The sequence below is a fragment of the Isoptericola sp. GX10416 genome (assembly GCF_056590155.1).
Window position 1 is genome coordinate 138,983 of record NZ_JBWPVO010000008.1, and the last position, 17,664, is coordinate 156,646.

Below are 17,664 nucleotides of genomic sequence, written 5' to 3' on the forward strand. Positions count from 1 at the left end.
CGGGTGACCGTCCGAGAATTCCTGCAGGTGGTCTGGGCCGGCAAGTACTACGTCCTGGTGGCCGTCCTCCTCGTGGTGGGCGGGGCGTACGTCTACCTGGACCGGCTGCAGCCCGTCTACGAGTCCACGGCCGTCGTCCAGATCAACGGCGTCGACTCGGTCACGGGCGAGAACACCGCGATACCGCCCCTGAGCGACGTCGATCCGCAGATCGTCACGTCCGATCCGGTCGCCCAGGCCGCGGCCGACGAGCTCGGGTTCGACGGGCCCCCGGAGACCTTGGTCCCGGCGGTGGGTGCGGTGTACGACCCGGACCTGCGGACGGTCTCGGTCACCGCCGAGGCCGGTTCGCCACAGGCGGCGCAGGATCTCGCCGACGCCTTCGCGGCGTCCTACGTCGGTCACCTGCCGACGTTGATCGCCGCTCAGGTCGCCATCCTCGACGAACGACGCGACGCCCTGCGCTCCCAGCTCGAGGACGTGCAGAAGGTCCTCGAGCGCGACGAGGACGACCCGCTCGCCACCGCAGAACAGGAATCGATCGTCGCCCAGTACCAAGCAGTCTCGGGTCAGCGGAGCACGCTGGAGTCGATCAGCGAGCCAGGCACCCTGGTCACGGAGGCTGGCCCCGCGGTGGCGCTCGGGCTGCCCCGCTCGAGCATCTTCGGGCTCGCCGTCCTGCTGGGTCTCGTGGCCGGGGTCGGTCTGGCCTTCGCCCGTCGAGGACTGGACTTCCACGTGCGGTCCGCGGAGGAGGCCGTCGAGGTGAGCGAGGTGAACGTGCTCGCCGAGCTGTACGGCGTCAAGGCGGCGGCCAAGCACGCCGGGGCGATCCGTCAGCTGCCGATCACCGCCCGCGCGGCGTCGCCGTTCACCGAGTCGATCCGCGAGCTGCGCACGGCGTCGCGCGTCTCGCTGGGTGCCGACCACCACAGCGTGGTCGTGGTGACCGCAGCGGACCCTGCGGCGCCGCGCTCCTTCATCGCGGCGAACCTCGCGGCGTCGTGGGCGTTGAGCGGACAACGCACCATCGCCTTCTCGGCCGACATGCGCCAGCCCCAGCTGGACGAGTGGCTGCCCGCACCGGAAGGCTGGACCGGGCCCGCGCACGAGCTGCGGCCGACGACCGTGCCGAACCTCGAGCTGCAGCCCGTCCCGGACACGGGCATGGACCCGGCCGACTACCTTGCCACCATCGAGGTGCAGGAGCTCCTCGCCACCCTGCGCCAGCGTGCCGACGTGGTCGTGGTCGACGCGCCACCTGTTCTGGCAGCGGCCGACGCGACGATCCTCGGCGGTTACTCCGACGGCGTGGTCATCCTGGCCTCGGCGGGGCGGACGGACCGGGTCGTCCTCGCGGAGGCCGTCCAGCGGCTACGGATCAACGACGTCCCGATCTCTGGGCTCGCTCTCTCCGGGGTCCGCGGCGACCGCCGCACCCAGTACGCCTCGGTGTACGGCGACGAGGAGCAGCGGGCCGTGGTCTCGGCCGACGACGGTCCGGCAGCGCCCGCCGACCCGCCCGGTCGGGTCGGCGCCGACGGCCGGAGCGCCTCGTCGTCGGCCTCGGCGGTCTCGGTCGCCTCGGCGGCGTCCGCGGCCGAGCCGTCGCCGAACCGGTCCGAACCTGCCCTGCCGGTGACGATCCCGCCGGCCGGCGCGGTGCCGCCGGACCCGCGGAAGCCGGGCGCCGCGCGGCGCCATGCGCCGGGTCAGCCGAAGCCGGCCTGGCGCCCGTTCCGGGAAGTATCGCCGTCGGCCGAGGAGTAGGACGCCCTGCTGTCCCGCGCCGTAGCGAGTGCGGCAGCCATCGCCTCGGCCTGGGCCGACCAGGTCGGCAGGTCCTCGGGCACGGGTCGGGCCGGTAGCGGACGCCGCACCGCCGCGGCCACCGCGGCCGGGAACCCGGCGGCGTCCACCGACGTCACGCGGGGGTCCGCGCTGTCGCGGAAGCCCGCCACCGGCGTCGACACCACCGGTCGCCCGACGGCCCGGTACTCGTACAGCTTGATCGGGTCGAGGCTGTCGGTGAACGCGTCGACGACGTGCGGCACCACCAGGGCGTCCGCGTGCTGGAGGTAGGCGGGCACGTCCCGGTGCGACCGGGCGCCGAGGAGCATCACCCCGGACCGGCGCAGCGCCGCCTCGTCGTCGGCCGCCAGGGCGGAGGGCCCGACCAGCACCAGGGTGGCGCCGGAACCCAGGTGCTCCGCCGTGCGACGGCACAGGGCGACGTCGAGGCGGTCGCCGTGCAGCGTCCCCAGGTACACCGCGCACGGTCCGGCCGGGAGGTCCGCGGGCCGCGCGACCGGCCGCGCGTACCGGGCGACGTCGACCCCGTTCGAGACCAGCGTGACCGGGCGGTCCGCGCCCTTCGCCCGGGCGAGCGCCGGCGAGCAGACGGTCACGACGGCGGCCTCGGACAGCACGCGCGCCTCCGCCGCGACGAGCCTGTCGTGCTCGGCCGGGGAACGATCGGCGGCGAGCCAGTCGTCGGTGACGTCGTAGAGCGCGGGCCAGTCGGTGAGGTCCAGCAGGTCCACGCCGACGAGGTCGTTGATCCACAGCGTCGGGGACTCGAGACCCAGGCGGCGTGCCGCGCGCACGATCGCGGTGGCCCGGCGGCGGTCCCCGCCCGGGTCGACCCGCCGGGGGAGGGCCTTCGTGGGGCGCAGGGTGAGCACCCGGCCAGGGGCCACCCCGTCGATCGGAGCGGCCGGGCGGGTCCCGCGCGACCACCGGGGCTGGCGGGAGTGGCGCAGATCGTGCAGCGGGTCGGACGGCGGCTCGACGAACAGCACGCGCAACCCCGGGTCGGCGCGCAGCAGTCCCGCCACCAGGTACTGGTTGCGGCGCCAGACGTCGTCCCAGGGTTCGAGGGAGACCACGACGAGGCCGGACGTCACGGGAGCACCTCCGTCAGCGGGGCGTGCCGCAGCGCCTGCTCGTAGACGGCGGTGGTCTGCGCGACCTGGGCGGCCGGCGTGCAGTGCTGCCGTTGCCGGGCGAGCGCGGCGTCGGCGACGGTGTCCCGCAGCGCGTCGTCGGACGCGAGCGCCGCCAGGGACCGCGCCATCCCGGCGACGTCGCCGGACGGGGGCAGGCAGACGGCTGCCACCCCGTCGAGCAGCTCCAGGTGCCCGCCGGCGGGGAACGCGACGACCGGCAACCGGGAGGCCATCGCCTCGAGGACGCTCAGCCCGAGCCCCTCGACCGGGCACGGGGCCAGCAGGATCCCGGCGGTCTGCATGAGGTCGACGACGTCGGTGCGGGCGCCGAGGAACCGGACGTGGGTGCCGGGCTCCAGGCCGAGCCGTGCCGCGTGCCGCTCGAGCCCGTCGCTCGACGCGCCGTCCCCGGCCACGTCGAGGCGCCATCCCGCCGCGGCCACGCCCGAGGCGACGAACGCCTCCAGCGCGAGGTCGGTCCGCTTCTCGGGCTGCAGGCGCTGGGCCACCAGCACGGTGCGGTCGCGGGCGGCCGACGGCGGAGGGTCGGGTCGGTCGTCGATGCCCGGCAGCACCACGGTCGCCTCGCCGTCCACGTGCGCGGCGACGTGGCGGGAGACGGCGAGCTGCCGGTCCACCCGGTGCCGGGCGACGCGGGTCACCAGGGGGCCGGTGAGCCCGTGGCCGCGGCGGCGGGCGAAGTGCCGGGTGCTGACGACGACGGGGATCGCGGTCCGCGGGCGTCCGGCGAACGCCACGGTCGCCGCCACCTCCGCGGCGGTCATGTGGACGTGCAGCACGTCGGCGAGCTGCCGGTGCTGGACCAGGGCACGGACGAGCGCCCCCGTCGTCGTCGCGGGGGAGTACGTCGGCCCCGAACCGGTGGGGCGCAGCTCGGCGAGCATGGGGCCGGGCGCCCCGCCCAGCACGTGGACGGCGTGGCCGGCGTCGTGCTGGGCGCGGGCCAGCCGGGCCACGTGCCGTTCGACCCCGGCGAAGCCGTCGGAGGCCATGGCGTGCAGGATCCTCATCACCGGACCGCCGGGTCTGGACGCAGGACGCTCTCGAGGCTCGGCGTGGGCGTCTGCTGCGCGGCGTGGAGGGCTTGCACGCCGAGGCAGACTCCGGCGACGAGGAACGGGATCGAGGTCTGGATCGCCACCCAGAACAGGTCGAACTGCGCCTGCACGAGGCGCGAGACGACGAGCGCCAGCGCGAGGGACCCGTAGCGGCGGTCGACCCGCCACAGGACCACGATCATCCCGGCGAACATCACCAGGAACCCGACGAGGCCCACGGTGCCGGCTGACGTGAGGACCTCCAGCTCGGCGTTGGGCGGCTGGAAGGCGTAGTCGGCACGATCCGCCGTCCACCACCGCAAGCCGACCCCGAACGCCGGATTCTGATTCCAGACGGACAGCGCCTGCTCGTACCAGGTGAGCCGTTGGTAGGCGGAGTTGTGCTGGTTGTCGGACTCCAGCTGATCGCTCACGAGGGTCAGGACGTACACGGCGGCGATCGCGACGGCGAGCAGGATGAGCTTGGAACGCCGTCGGCCGGGTTCCGGCCGGAGCACGAGGATGACAAGGGCCACAGCCAGGCCGATCATCGCCTGCCGGGACTGGGATGCGACGACCGCGAGCGTGCAGAGCCAGAACAGCGGGAGCGCCCAGCGTTTCGGCCAGCCCAGCCAGGCCGGTCGGGCGTAGGCCACCACCGCGGCGAACGAGATCACGTCGCCGGCAAAGTTCTTGTGCATGTTGAACGGCCACGTGGGATAGACCGGGCCCAGGTCCCCGGCAGCGACCTGTCTGCCCCAGGTGACCACCGTGGCGACGGCGAGCACCCCGCAGGCGCCCATGAAGAGCGCCATCCCGAGGCGTGCGCGACCGCTGCGCCCGACCGCCCAGCCGACCACGAGGGCGCCGCTGATCAGCAGCCAGGCGTGGAACCACTCGACGGTGTTCGCCTGGTAGGGGTTGGCGACCACGGTGAACAGCGTGGCGACCTGGTACAGCGCGTTCAGCCAGAGCATCGCGCGCATCGGCCGGGAGAACGGCCGCGGCGCGAAGACCAGGGCGATCCAGAACGCGCCGAACAGCACGATGTCGGAGATCGTCAGGTCGACGCCCCCGGAGCCGAACCGCTCGACGACGACCACGGCTGGCATCGCGACCACCGGGACGCTCAGGGGGTCGTGCAGCAGGAGCCCGCAGACGAGCACGGCGAGCGCGGCGATCCCGGCATACTCGCGGTTGATGATCGACGCGGCGCCGAGCACGATCAGGACTCCCGCGAGCCCGAGCGCGACGAGGAACCACGCGGCGGCCCGCCCGGTCCGCCTCATGCGCCCTCGTCCTGCCGGGTCCGCACCCGGTCCGACGTCGTGGCGGGGCCGCGCAGGTAGAGCCGCAGCCGTCGTCGGGCCGCGGCGCCCCGTCCGTCGCGCAGGACCAGGGCGCGGGCCGCCGACCCGGCCACCTGGGCGAGCCGCGCCGTCGTCCACCCGAGCGGGCCGAAGTGCTTGCGGAAGTACCGCTCCTGCGAGGTGTGGAAGATCGACTCGCGCAGGGTGGGGTCGGTGCTGGTCGCCCCGCCCAGGTGCAGGGCCGTGGCCTCCTCGGCCACGACGTGCCGCCACCCGGCGCGGGCGGCCCGGTAGGCCCAGTCGGTCTCCTCGGCGTAGAGGAAGAACCGCTCGTCGAGGCCGCCGACCTCGGCGAGCGCGTCGCGGGACAGCAGCAGGACGGACCCGATGACGAACGTCCCGTGCCGACCGGGGCCGACGAGTCGCGCCAGGCCGAGCGCCTCCGCCCACGACCTGACCGGGGAGGGGAACGGCCAGGAGACCCGTGCGGCGGCGCCCTCGCCGTCGGTCTGGACGGGGCCGACGCTCGCCACGTCGGGCTCTGCGCGCAGGACGCCGGCCAGCGCGGCGACCGTCTCCGGGCTGACCACCGCGTCCGGGTTGAGCAGCAGGACGTCGGTGTCCGGCGCCTGCCTGTCGGCCAGGGCGACGTTGACTCCGGCAGCGAAGCCGAGGTTACGACCCGGGTCGAGGTAGCGCGCTCCGAGCCGCTCGGCGATGTCGCGGACCGCGGGCAGGGAGGAGTTGTCGACCACGGTCACCGGGTGCTTGCCGGCCAGCGGCTCGAGTGCCGCCTGCACCAGCTCCGGGGCCCCGTAGGCCACCAGGACCACCTCGGCGGGTTCCCGCGCGGGACGTTCCTCGGGCGCCGGCCGGCCCGGCCCGCGGGCGGCGGGCGCACCGGGCTGCGACAGCGCTGCGGCGTACAGCTCGCGGTACCGGTCCGCCACGGCCTGCCAGGTGCAGTCGCGCGCCCGGGCGAGCCCGGTGACGCGTAGCCGCCCGGCCAGGCCCGGCTCGTCCCGCACGCGGTGCAAGGCGGCCCGCAGCGCCGCCGGGTCGTCCGGCGGCACGAGCAGGCCGGCACCGCCGACGACGTCGGGGAGCGCGCCGGTCGCAGCCGCCACCACGGGCGTGCCGCAGGCCATCGCCTCGACCGCGACGCGGCCGAACTGCTCCACCCACGACGGGGTGGCGCGCGAGGGGACGACGAGGGCGTCCGCCTCGCGGTACAGCGCGGCCAGGTCTTCCGCGGGAAGGGGACCGACGAACCGGATCCGCTCGCCGGCCGGTGTGGCGAGTGCACGCAGCTCGGCCTCCGCCGACCCGGCGCCGGCGATCATCAGGGTCAGGGTGTCGTCGTCGAGCACGGCGCGGACCGCGACGTCGACGCCCTTGTGCGGCTCGAGGCGCCCGGCGACGACGGCGTGGAACCCGCCGTCGGGCCGCCGTCCGGCCCCGGAGGTGCCCGGGTGGAAGACGCCGGTGTCCACGCCCAGCGGCACCGTCTCGATCCGGCACCGCGCGCCCTTGCCGCGCAGCACGTGCCGCGCACCCTCGTTGCAGACCGAGACCCCGGAGGCACCGCGCAGCGCGCGGGCCTCGAACCACCGGAACGGCCACGGGTACCGCTTGGGGATGTTCTGCGCGGAGTAGAGCACGTACGGCGGCACGGTGCGGCCGGTCAGACGGCGCAGCGCGCGCAGGGCGAGTACCTCCGCCGTTGCGAGGGCGAAGGGTTCCTCGTGCAGGTCGAGCACGTCCCAGCCCTCGCCCAGCGCGCGCCAGAGCGGCCGGGGGGTGTAGAGGAACAGGGCGGGGTGGCGGCCGATCGTCCGGGCACCGACCACGTCCTCGCCGGGCCGCGCCGCGAGGCCGACGGGCGTGCCGCCCACGTCCCAGGTGCGAGCGCACAGCAGCCGGACGGTCGCCCCGGTGGCACGCAGCGCCTCCTCGCGCGCCCGCCATGACGCGACGACCGCGCTGTGGGAGATACGCAGGACCTTCATGCCGCAATCCTCCACCGGTCGAGGCCCGGAACCGAGCCGGTGGGGCGACTTTCACCCGGCATTCCACCCGCCCTGCGCCTGTCGTGCCGACGACGGCGGCAGTAGGTTCGACGACGAGAGGCGGTGGCCGTGCGTGCGGTACGCCGCGAGCGGTGCGGGCCGCGGCCCGACGGATCGAAGAGGTGTCATGCGCGTACTCGTCGACGGCGACCGGGGCTACCTCGGTGCGGTGCTCGTCCCCGTCCTGCAGGCCGCGGGCCATGACGTCGTCGGACTCGACGCCGGGTGGTACGACGGCTGCGACTTCGGCCCGCAGCCCGGCGGGTACGAGCAGCGCACCGGGGACGTCCGCGACGTCGTCGCCGCGGACCTCGCCGGGTTCGACGCCGTCGTGCACCTTGCGGCGATCTCGAACGACCCGATCGGGCACCTGCACCCGGAGGCCACCTACGACGTCAACGCGCGCGGCGCGATCCATATGGCGCAGAGGGCCAAGGCGGCCGGCGTCGAGCGGTTCCTGTTCTCCTCCTCGTGCTCGCTCTACGGGGCGGCCGGGGACGGCAAGGTGGCCGAGGACGGCGCTTTCAACCCCGTCACCCCGTACGGGGAGTCGAAGGTCATGGCCGAGCAGGGCATCTCCGCGCTCGCCGACGACGCGTTCTCCCCGACCTACCTGCGCAACGCCACGGCCTACGGATCCTCCCCCCGGCTGCGGGCGGACATCGTCGTCAACAACCTCACCGGCACCGCGTTCACCCGCGGCGAGGTCCGGCTGCAGTCCGACGGCAGCCCGTGGCGGCCGCTCGTGCACGCGGACGACATCGCGCACGCTTTCCTCGCAGCCCTGGAGGCACCACGCGAGGTGGTGCACGACGAGGCGTTCAACGTCGGCCGCGACGAGGACGTCGTGCAGATCCGCACCATCGCCGAGCAGGTCAGCGAGATCACCGGAGCACCCGTGACGTTCGCCGACGGGGCCGGACCCGACACCCGCGACTACCAGGTCGACTTCGCCAAGATCGGCGAGCTCCTGCCGGCGTTCCGGCCACGCTGGACCGTTCCGGACGGCATCCAGGAGATCTGGACCCACGCCGGGGAGCGCGGGCTGACTCTCGAGGACTTCGAGGGCCCGCGGTACGTCCGCCTGCGGGCGGTGCAGGCGCTCGCGGACGCCGGCCGGCTCGACCTGACGACGTTGCGGACCCGGGTGGCGGCGTGAGCGCCCCGTCGTGCCGGCTCTGCGGGGCGGAGCTGACCCGCACGTTCGTCGACCTCGGGATGTCGCCGCCGTGTGAGAGCTACTTGCGGTCCGACCAGCTTGACCACGGCGAGACCTTCTACCCGCTGCACGTCCGGGTCTGCGCCGAGTGCTTGCTCGTCCAGCTGCCCGCCTACCTTACGGCGGACGAGATCTTCAGCGACTACGCGTACTTCTCCTCCTACTCCGACTCCTGGGTCGCGCACGCGCGCAAGTTCGTGGACGACGCCGCGAGCCGGCTGGGTCTCGGCGACGACTCGTTCGTCGTCGAGATCGCGAGCAACGACGGGTATCTCCTGCAACACGTGGTGGAGCGAGGGATTCGATGCCTCGGCGTGGAACCTGCCGCGAACGTGGCGCGCGTGGCCGTCGAGCGAGGCGTGCCGACCGTCGTGGAGTTCCTGGGTGAGGACACCGGGCGGCGCGTGGCTGCCGAGCACGGACGTGCCGACCTCGTCGTCGCCAACAACGTGTTCGCGCACGTGCCGGACATCGTCGACTTCGCTCGAGGTCTACGCGAGATCGTCGCCGACGACGGTCGGGTGAGCATCGAGATCCCGCACCTGCTCCGCCTCATCGAGGGCAACGAGTACGACACGATCTACCACGAGCACTACTCCTACCTGTCCCTGCTGACCACGCAGCGTGTGCTCGCCGCGGCCGGGCTGACCGTCGTCGACGTCGAGGAGATGGAGTCTCATGGGGGGTCCTTGCGCACGTGGTCGGTTCCGACGGAGAACGCACCCGGACCGAGCCCAGCGGTCGCGGCGGTCCTCTCCGACGAGGCTGCGGCAGGGCTCGACACGCTCGCCGGTCATCGGGGATTCGCGACCCAGGTCGCGAGGGTGCGCAACGATGTCGTCGAGTTTCTCGTCCGAGCTTCCCGCGAGGGCAAGCGCGTGGTCGCCTATGGTGCCCCGGGCAAGGGCAACACGCTGTTGAACCACTGCGGCATCCGTTCCGACCTGATCGAGTTCGCCGTGGACCGCAGCCCCCACAAGCACGGCATGTTCCTGCCGGGAACACACATCCCGATCTACCCCGTCGAGGCGTTGTACGAGGCCAGGCCCGACTACGTCGTGGTGATGCCCTGGAACCTGCGCCGCGAGATCTCGGCTCAGCTCACGGACGTGGCCGACTGGGGGGCGAGGCTCGTGGTCGCGCTGCCCCGGCTCGAGATCTTCGAACCCGGAACGTGACGTGACGCGGCCTCCTGCCCCGGCCTGGCACTGTCGCTGGTGCGGCGGCTCTGCCGGCGACGTCGTGCTGGACCTGGGCGACCAGCCCCCCGCCGGTCTGCTGCCCCGTCCCGGCGATGCACTCCCGGACCCGACGGAGCCGCTGCGCATGATCCTCTGCGCCACGTGCGGACTCGCGCAGCTCGAGGAGGACGGTCGGCCGCCGGTGGAAGAACCCGGCGTCGAACCCTCGGCGATGGTGGAGCAGGGACGACGGGTCGTGGCGAGACTCGCCTCCGAGGGCCTGCTGAGGCCCGGCTCGACGTATCGTCAGTTTCCGAGCCCCCACGGCGGGGACTGGGGACCGATGCTCCGTGCCGCCGGCGCGAGCCCCTGGTCGGAGGACGACGGCGAGCCCGCCGACGTCGTGCTGGACGTGTTCGGGCTCATGCACGATGCTGACGTCGCGGCAGCGTGGGACCGTCGGGTACGTGGTCTTGGGACAGGATCTGTCCTGGTGGTCCAGTACCACTCCCTGGCAGGAGACCTCCGGACCGGGTCCTGGCACACGTTGCGGCCGGGACACTACGGCTACTTCAGCGCACCGGTGCTCCTCGCGATGGCGGACCGCTCGGGCCTCGTGCCGGTCGGCGCCTGGGAGACGGAGCTGCAGGGCGGGACGGGGGTGCTCGTGCTCGCCAGGCCGGGGTCGGACCGTGGATCTCGTGGTGCGGCCGGTTCGGCCGCGCAGCTGGAACGGCAGGAACGCGCTCTCGGTGTGCTGGACGCAGCGGCGCTGCGGTCGCTCGGCGACATCGCCGGCCGCGCCGCGGCCGCTCTGGGCGACTACCTCGCCCGCTGCGACGCCGTGGGCCTACGGGTCGCCGGCTACTCCGCCGCTTCCCGGACCCCGGTGATACTGACGATGTCCGGCACGGGCACCCGGGAGCTGCTCGCCGTCGCCGATGCCGCGCCCGGCAAGCAGGGCCGGTGCCTGCCGGTCGGCCGCGTACCGGTGGTGGCCCCCGAGGCCCTCCCGGAGCTCCAGCCGGACCGCGTCGTCCTGTTCGTCCCCGAGCTGTTGGACGAGGTCCGCCAGACCTGCCCGGAGGTGGAGGAGCGTGGCGGTCGATGGGTGGTGCTCGATCCGTACCCCATCGAGAAGGACCCGGCGGCGAGGGCCGCCGTCGAACGACGAGAGGGAGCGCGATGAAGGTCGTCCTGTTCTGCGGTGGGCTGGGGATGCGCATCCGAGCCTCCGAGGACCCGGTGCCCAAGCCCATGTTCACCGTCGGGGACCGGCCGGTCCTGTGGCACATGATGCGCTACTACGCCGCCTACGGGCACAAGGAGTTCATCCTCTGCCTCGGTTTCGGCGCCCGAGCCATCAAGGACTACTTCCTGAACTATCAGGAGACCCACTCCAACGACTTCGTCCTGCACGACGGAGGACGGTCGGTCGAGCTGCTCGGCACCGATATCGCGGACTGGACTATCACGTTCGTCGACACGGGACTCGAGACGCCCATCGGCGAGCGGCTCCGGCGGGTCCGCGAGCACCTCGGCGACGACGAGCTGTTCTTCGCCAACTACGGGGACGTCCTCACGGACGTTCCGCTCGACCGCATGGTCGAACAGGTCCGTGCGGACGGAGCCGTCGGCACGCTGGTGGCCGTCTGCCCGCCCGACTCGTTCCACACCGTCGCGCTCGCAGACGACCGGGTGGTCGGGGTGCGGTCTGCCACGGACCTGGACCTGCGGATCAACGGCGGCTACTTCGTCCTGACGCAGGGCATCTTCGACTACCTCGGCCGGGGCGAGGACCTCGTCGGGGACGCGTTGCCCCGGGCCGCCGCCGACGGCCGTTTCCTCGCCTGGCGGCACGACGGCTTCTGGGCGCCGATGGACACGCTCAAGGAGAGGGCCACCCTGGAGTCGCTCCACCAGCGCGGCGAGGCACCGTGGGAGATCTGGAGCCGACGCCATCCCGAGGAGGTCGGCGCATGATCGGGCTGACACCGGTAGCCGCCGGCCCGCTGTCGGTCCTTGCCCTGGGCGCGCATCCCGACGACGTCGAGATCGGCTGCGGAGGGACCCTGCTCGAGCTCGCCTCGCGCCCCGACGTCACGGTGACGGTCGTGGTGGCTTCGGGGACGCCCGGCCGCCGCGACGAGGCGCGTGTCGCAGCCGGAAAGTTCTTCCCCGGTGCGGACATCCACTTCCTGGGCCTCGACGACGGCAGCCTCCCGGCCCGCTGGGCGGAGCTCAAGGAGGGCCTGGTCGGCGTCCGCGAGGACGTGGCTCTCCCCGACCTGGTCCTCTGCCCCCGCCGAGAAGACCTGCACCAGGACCACGCGCTCCTGGCAGAGACGGTCACCCAGGTCTGGCGCGACGTGCTCGTCCTGGAGTACGAGATCCCCAAGTGGGACGGCGACCTGGGACGCGCCACCCACTACGTGCCGGTCGGCACCGCGAACGCCCACCGCAAGGTCGAGCTGCTCGACGAGGTCTACCCGTCCCAGCGCGACCGGGACTGGTGGGATCACGAGACCTTCCTCGGGCTCATGCGCCTGCGCGGCGTCGAGTGCCGGTCGCGGTACGCCGAGGCCTTCGTCGCCCGCAAGGTCGTGCTGGACCTGACGGCGTCGGCCTGACAAGGTCTGTCGGGGCGCCGTTTCGACGGTTGGGGCCGGCTCCCGGGACCGTCAGACGTGGACCTCATGGGTGCCGACGTAGCGACCCTTCGTCAGCCGGACAAGGTTTCGCTTGACGTCGAACGGCAAGAGGCGCCAGTTCGGGATTGTCCAGCCGGAGGCCACCGCGCCCAACGCTCGGAAACGCTCGGGGACGGGGACGGGAGCGCCGAGGGCCTCCACGGCCATGCGGTACGTGAGGTACCACTCGGGGAGTCCATAGCGTCGTGGGTGGTCGGGATCGATGATGCGGGACTGGTCCGCGATGTCGGCGGTGCGCAGCTTGTTGCTCTGTGCCTCGTGCCGACGGGCCTCGTAGAGCTGTTCGTCGACCTGGACCCACCGTGACCGCAGAGCCATCCGGATCCCCAGGGCCACGTCGCTGCTGAAGTAGACCGGCATGCCGCCGATGCCCCGGATGAACCCGGTGCGCATCACGGCCCCGTACCCGATCGCCTGGTAGACGTCGCGGGTGAGGAACGTCCGGGCGCGCTCGGCCGGTCCCGGCGTGAGGAAGTCGAGCTCGTCGTCGTCCATGCGGCCACTGACCTGGCTGTCGGCGTCGATGTAGACGACTTTGGAGAAGGCAACGTCAGCTCTCGGGTGACGGCCCAGGGCCTCGACACAGGCGCGCAGGTGCCCGGGGCGCACCCGGTCGTCGGAGGCGTTCCACATGAACAGGTCGGAGCGCGCGGCACCCAGGACCCGGTTGTAGTTGCGCGGCATCCCGATGTTGCGCTCGCCAGTGACGAGCCGGAAGCGGTCGTCCGCAGCGGCGAACGCGGCGGCGATGTCTCGGGTGCCGTCGGTCGAGCCGTTGTCCGCCACGACCACCTCGATGTTCTCGAGCTCCTGGTCGCGCAGCGCGGCCAGACTCTGCTCCAGGTACCGGCTCGCGTTGTAGACCGGCATGCCGACGGTGACGGCAGGGGTGGTGCTCCTCATGACCGGATCCGATCCACCGGGCGCCCGGCGGCTGGCAGCAACCCGGCCAGCTCGCGGAACTCGGCAAGTGCGCGTTCTCGCAACGTCTCGGCGACCTCCCGGATGGCGGCGGCCTCCGTGGTCGCCCGGCTCTCGAGCTGGTCGACCAACTCGTGGACGTCTTGCGCGCGGGCGACGGGCAGGTCGGCGCAGTACCGAACCTGCCCGAACCGCGCCATGAGGTCGCGGTTCTTCGGGCCGTAGCCGAGGCTGACGGTGGGGATGCCGGAGGTCAGGGCGGCGACGGTGCCGTGATAGCGGGAGACCACGGCGAGGTCGGTCGTCGCCACGGTGTCCCGCATCGTGTCGTAGTCGTCATAGGCAGCGGTGCGCAGGTGCGATGCCTGGTGCCCGAGCTCGACCTGGCAGCGAGTGACGATCGTTTCGATGACGTCGGCGTCGATCGCGGCTCCGCCGAACAGGACGATGTCTCGGCCGCCCCCGACGAGTCCGCAGACGGTCCGGACGAGCTCGGACTCGTAGCGGTCCGCGTCGAGCGCGCTGCCGTCCGCCGCTGTCGCGCCGCGTGCGTTGAAGACCCCCACGGCGACGGACGGGCGGGCACCGCCGTCGGGCGTGCGGTCGCGCACGGGCAGTGACAGAACCACGTCGAGCACCTCGGACGGTGTCGGCGCACCGAGAGCCTCGACGACGCGCACGGAGTGCGCGTCGCGCACCGTGATGGTCGTAGCGCCCCGAAGAGCCGCACGCACCAGCAGCCGTGCGGGACCGCGCGGTAGGTCGTCCGCACCGATGGACCAGAAGATCACGGGACGGCGGCGCAGACGTGCGCACCACGTGTACGTCGTCACGGTCCAGGCCGTCGTCGCGGCCCGGAGGCGCGTCACCTCGAGGAGGCCGCCTCCGGCGAGGACGACGGCATCGAGGTCGCCGACCACCCGCCAGGCCCAGGCCAGGTCGGCGAACCTGGCGCGTAGACGGGCCGCCCGAGACCGGCTGGTGCGCGGCCGCGTCCAAGCCACCGTCTCGATCCCGGGCCGTGCCACCGACTCGGGCGCCGGGACGACAGCGACGGCGTGGACCGGGGGCTCGCCGGCGTCGGCCCGTACCTCGGCGAGCGCCCCTTCCAGTCCGTCCACGAACGCGTCGAGCGTGACGTCGTTGCCGCGGTTGCCGATGCCGAACGCTCCGAGCAAGCCGATCCTGATCGAAGTCATCGTGCCACCTGCTCCCCGGAGCCGGGCACGACCGCGCCGCGCGGGCGCTGTCCCTCCGCCTCTCTGCCGGGCGCCTGTGACCGGGCACGACGCCACCGCTCGCGGGTCCAGTCGACCGGTGCGCCGGGCGCGAACCGGGCGAGCCACCACAGGTCCCCGAGAGCGCGCACCGGGTGGCCGTCGCGGAGGCCGTCCCGAGCGGACGCCGTGGCTCGCCAGGCCGCATACCGGCGGTTGCGCGCGAGGCTCGCGCGGTAGTCCGCGGCGAGGTCTTCCCGTCCCCGTTCGCGGGCGGCCCACGCGTGCAGCGACACGACGTGGTCGATGCTGCGGCACAGCTCGCGGTACCGGCGGGTGTTGTTGTCGGCATGCCGGCGATAGTCGACCAGTGTGGCGTCGACGAAGCGGAACGGCCCCTCGAGGGCGAGCCGGATCACGAGGTCCAGGTCCTGGGCGCGTCGGAACGCCGGGTGGAATCCACCGATCCGGATGAACGTCTCCCGGCGCGTCATGAGGTTCGGCAGGATGATGCCCATGGTCCGGCGGAGCACCTCGTGCACGTCGCGGACCTGGTGCTGATCGGCCGGGACCAGCTCGCTACCGTCCTCGTCGACGGTCCGCATCCCGCAGTAGCTCGCGACCGTCTCGTCGTCCGCCATCGCCGCGACCTGCCGCTCGATGCGCTCAGGGTGCCACCGATCGTCGTCGTCGAGGAAGACCAGCAGCTCGCCGCGGGTGTGCGACACCCCGACGTTGCGGGCCACGGACACCCCGCCCGCCAGCTGGTGCACGACGTGGATCCCGCCGCACGCCGAGGCGATCCGGAGGATCGCCTCAGGGTCCTCGGAGCCGTCGTCGACCAGGACGACCTCGATCCGGGGATACGTCTGGGCGGCTACCGAGTCGAGCGCCTCCCTCAGGAACGGGCCACCCCGATTGGTCGCGACGACCACGCTGACCAGTGCCGGAGCGCCGGGAGGTGCGGCAGGAGAAGACACGTACGGATTCACCTCATTCGCGTCGACCGCGGACTGTCGTCGTAGCGGTCCGTGACCATCGCGCCGATGGCGCGCTGACATCTCACCCTGCTATCCGACCACCGCCCTCGAGCCGGTCGACGAGCTCGTCGAGTGCGAGGGACCAGTCCCGCACCGAGGCCCTCGCACGGCGGCCGAGGTCCGTGCGGAGATACGGGTCGTCGACGAGTCGGCGCAGCTCCGCCGCGAGAGCGGCAGGATCGTCCGGCGCGACGAGCAACGACCCGTCGGACGAGATCTCGGCGATGCCGCCGACCCGAGACGCGACGGTGGCGAGCCCGGACGCCAGGCCCTCGAGGACGGTGAGCGGGCACGGGTCCGGCCATCGCGAGGGAACGACGGCGACGTCCGCTTCGCGCAGAACTGCCGCGACCTCCGCCCGGGGCAGGAACGGCCGCCAGGTGACGCGCTCGCCGAGGCCCGATGCGCGTCGCCGCAGATCGCGCTCATAGGGGGTGAGTGGCGCCGTCGGGCTGAAGCCGGCGGCGCCGACCACGGTGACCTGGAGCCGCGGGTCGTCGACAAGGCGTACCGCTTCGAGGAGGACGTCCGGTCCCTTGGCCCGCAGGACTCGGCCGACGAAGACGACTTCGACGCGCTCACGCTCCGGCTTGTCGGGCGCCGGGCGGAAGAGCTCCGTGTCCACCCCGTTGCGGACCACGACCACGCGTTCGCGCAGGGAGACGGGGAGCCTGTCGCGGGTGCGGTCCGCGAGGAACTCGCTGACGCAGACGATCCGTTCGGCGTTCTCCAGCGTCCGCCCCGCCTCGCGACGGGAGTAGGTTCGCAGCAGCTCGTTGTGGGCGTAGAGCACGGGTGTGTGACGCGAGCGGTCGACGGCGCCGACGAGCTGGGGGGCGTTGTGCGCGAACACGACCGATGGAGGCCAGGAGTCCTGGTCCGTGACGGCGGCGGCGTAGCGCCGTCGGGTCCGTTGTCGCCCCAGCCCGAGCCGGCCCGTCACGGCGTCGATCTGGCGGTCGTGCCGTCCGGCGGGAGCTTCGGCGTACTCGACCGCTTCCGCGCTGTCGTAGCGGTCGGGATAGGTTCCACGGGCGACCGAGACCCGGGTGATCCGGCCTCGCGAGGCCGCTGCTGTGGCCAGGCCGTGCACCACGGTCGGGATCGCGCTGCCGGTCCGGGGGGAGTAGTGGTCCCCCGGGGTGATCACGTGGACGTGTGGCAGGGCCACGTCAGATCACGTCCGCAAAGCCGCGTTCCATCTTCTGGAACACCAGGGTCCCACCGAGGAAGACTAGCCCGGCGGCCGCGATGACGCTACAGAGCTGCCAGGCGGGGGGCATCGGCGTGCCCAGCGTCGCCCAGCGGAAGCACTCCAGGAGCCAGGTCAGAGGGTTGAGGTTGAACAGCCAGAGCAGGTCGTCGGGCACGTTCTCCAGGGAGTACGCCACCGGGGTGGCGTAGAGCAGGATCTGCATGACCCACGGGAGCGCATAGTTGACGTCGCGGTACGTGACGGTCACGGCGGAGGCGGCGAGCCCGATGCCGGAACCCAGCAGGACTGCCACCGCGACCCACACCGGCAGGGACAGCAGCGGCCAGCCCACCGGGACGCCGTACACGATCAGCAGCACCACGAGCAGCGACGAGGCGACGAGGAAGTCCAGCATGACGGCGAGCACGGAGGACAGCGGGACGAGCATGCGTGGGAAGAAGACCTTGGCCACCAGCGACTGGTTGGCCACCAGCGACGGGGCGGAGCGCGTGACGATCCCGTTGAACAGGTTCCACACGAGCATGCCGGCGAAGCTGAAGACGAAGTAGGGCACGTCCCCGCTCGACAGGTTGGCCACCTGGCCGAACACGATGGAGAAGATGCCGGCAGCGGCGAGCGGCTGCAGGACCACCCAGGCCACGCCGATGACCGTCTGGCGGTAGCGCAGGATGATGTCGCGCATGCCGAACCGGTAGAGGACCTCGCGAGACTCCCACAGCTCCCGCCAGGCGGGGAGGTTCAGACGTCCCGGGGGGGTGATGACGGTCGTCATGG

The 17,664-nt window shown here is 72.7% G+C and carries 15 protein-coding genes; 6 read left to right on the top strand and 9 right to left on the bottom strand.

Annotated elements, in window-relative coordinates:
* The first annotated feature begins 3 nt into the window (after nt 1–3).
* A complete protein-coding gene (locus ACWAT2_RS13080; protein WP_402374447.1) occupies nt 4–1,770 on the top strand; it encodes a Wzz/FepE/Etk N-terminal domain-containing protein in 1,767 nt (588 codons plus the stop codon).
* On the opposite strand, the gene ACWAT2_RS13085 is transcribed toward ACWAT2_RS13080, so the two are convergent.
* From ACWAT2_RS13085 to ACWAT2_RS13100, 4 genes are read right to left on the bottom strand one after another with little or no spacing between them, the layout of a single operon-like run.
* Nucleotides 1,713–2,906 carry a glycosyltransferase gene (locus tag ACWAT2_RS13085; protein ID WP_402374449.1) on the bottom strand — a complete coding sequence of 398 codons (1,194 nt, stop codon included), beginning with the start codon at nt 2,904–2,906 and terminating at the stop codon, nt 1,713–1,715. The genes ACWAT2_RS13080 and ACWAT2_RS13085 overlap by 58 nt on opposite strands.
* Nucleotides 2,903–3,979: a glycosyltransferase family 4 protein gene (locus tag ACWAT2_RS13090; RefSeq protein WP_402374451.1), complete on the bottom strand. Its 1,077-nt coding sequence runs from the start codon at nt 3,977–3,979 to the stop codon at nt 2,903–2,905. The genes ACWAT2_RS13085 and ACWAT2_RS13090 overlap by 4 nt, the downstream gene beginning before the upstream one ends.
* Complete coding sequence (locus ACWAT2_RS13095) at nt 3,979–5,295, bottom strand: O-antigen ligase family protein (protein ID WP_402374453.1); 1,317 nt, start codon at nt 5,293–5,295, stop codon at nt 3,979–3,981. The genes ACWAT2_RS13090 and ACWAT2_RS13095 overlap by 1 nt, the downstream gene beginning before the upstream one ends.
* Nucleotides 5,292–7,325 carry a glycosyltransferase gene (locus ACWAT2_RS13100; protein WP_402374455.1) on the bottom strand — a complete coding sequence of 678 codons (2,034 nt, stop codon included), beginning with the start codon at nt 7,323–7,325 and terminating at the stop codon, nt 5,292–5,294. The genes ACWAT2_RS13095 and ACWAT2_RS13100 overlap by 4 nt, the downstream gene beginning before the upstream one ends.
* Nucleotides 7,326–7,512: 187 nt before the next feature.
* Here ACWAT2_RS13100 and ACWAT2_RS13105 point away from each other — a divergent pair, with 187 nt between their 5' ends.
* From ACWAT2_RS13105 to ACWAT2_RS13125, 5 genes are read left to right on the top strand one after another with little or no spacing between them, the layout of a single operon-like run.
* Nucleotides 7,513–8,544 carry an NAD-dependent epimerase/dehydratase family protein gene (locus tag ACWAT2_RS13105; RefSeq protein ID WP_402374457.1) on the top strand — a complete coding sequence of 344 codons (1,032 nt, stop codon included), beginning with the start codon at nt 7,513–7,515 and terminating at the stop codon, nt 8,542–8,544.
* The gene (locus tag ACWAT2_RS13110; RefSeq protein WP_402374459.1) at nt 8,541–9,782 is read left to right on the top strand and encodes a methyltransferase domain-containing protein; all 1,242 of its coding nucleotides are present in this window, start codon (nt 8,541–8,543) and stop codon (nt 9,780–9,782) included. Before ACWAT2_RS13105 ends, ACWAT2_RS13110 begins: the two co-directional genes overlap by 4 nt.
* A gap of 1 nt (nt 9,783) precedes the next feature.
* Entirely contained in the window at nt 9,784–10,974 is a 1,191-nt protein-coding gene (locus ACWAT2_RS13115) for a class I SAM-dependent methyltransferase (RefSeq protein WP_402374461.1), read from the top strand.
* Nucleotides 10,971–11,768: a glycosyltransferase family protein gene (locus ACWAT2_RS13120; RefSeq protein WP_402374463.1), complete on the top strand. Its 798-nt coding sequence runs from the start codon at nt 10,971–10,973 to the stop codon at nt 11,766–11,768. The genes ACWAT2_RS13115 and ACWAT2_RS13120 overlap by 4 nt, the downstream gene beginning before the upstream one ends.
* Nucleotides 11,765–12,415, top strand: coding sequence for a PIG-L deacetylase family protein (locus tag ACWAT2_RS13125; protein ID WP_402374465.1), 651 nt, complete (start codon nt 11,765–11,767; stop codon nt 12,413–12,415). The genes ACWAT2_RS13120 and ACWAT2_RS13125 overlap by 4 nt, the downstream gene beginning before the upstream one ends.
* Before the next feature lie 51 nt (nt 12,416–12,466).
* On the opposite strand, the gene ACWAT2_RS13130 is transcribed toward ACWAT2_RS13125, so the two are convergent.
* The 5 genes from ACWAT2_RS13130 to ACWAT2_RS13150 all read right to left on the bottom strand — a co-directional run bounded on the left by ACWAT2_RS13130 (nt 12,467) and on the right by ACWAT2_RS13150 (nt 17,662).
* Nucleotides 12,467–13,399, bottom strand: a complete 933-nt coding sequence (locus ACWAT2_RS13130; protein WP_402374467.1) for a glycosyltransferase family 2 protein — start codon at nt 13,397–13,399, stop codon at nt 12,467–12,469.
* Nucleotides 13,396–14,616, bottom strand: a complete 1,221-nt coding sequence (locus ACWAT2_RS13135; protein WP_402374469.1) for a polysaccharide pyruvyl transferase family protein — start codon at nt 14,614–14,616, stop codon at nt 13,396–13,398. Before ACWAT2_RS13135 ends, ACWAT2_RS13130 begins: the two co-directional genes overlap by 4 nt.
* On the bottom strand, nt 14,613–15,614 hold the full coding sequence (locus ACWAT2_RS13140) for a glycosyltransferase family 2 protein (RefSeq protein WP_402374471.1): 1,002 nt from the start codon (nt 15,612–15,614) through the stop codon (nt 14,613–14,615). The genes ACWAT2_RS13135 and ACWAT2_RS13140 overlap by 4 nt, the downstream gene beginning before the upstream one ends.
* 82 nt (nt 15,615–15,696) lie before the next feature.
* Nucleotides 15,697–16,845 (bottom strand): glycosyltransferase family 4 protein, encoded by a 1,149-nt coding sequence (locus ACWAT2_RS13145; protein ID WP_402374473.1) that lies wholly within the window; start codon nt 16,843–16,845, stop codon nt 15,697–15,699.
* A gap of 1 nt (nt 16,846) precedes the next feature.
* Complete coding sequence (locus ACWAT2_RS13150) at nt 16,847–17,662, bottom strand: ABC transporter permease (protein WP_402374475.1); 816 nt, start codon at nt 17,660–17,662, stop codon at nt 16,847–16,849.
* Between the last annotated feature and the right edge of the window lie 2 nt (nt 17,663–17,664).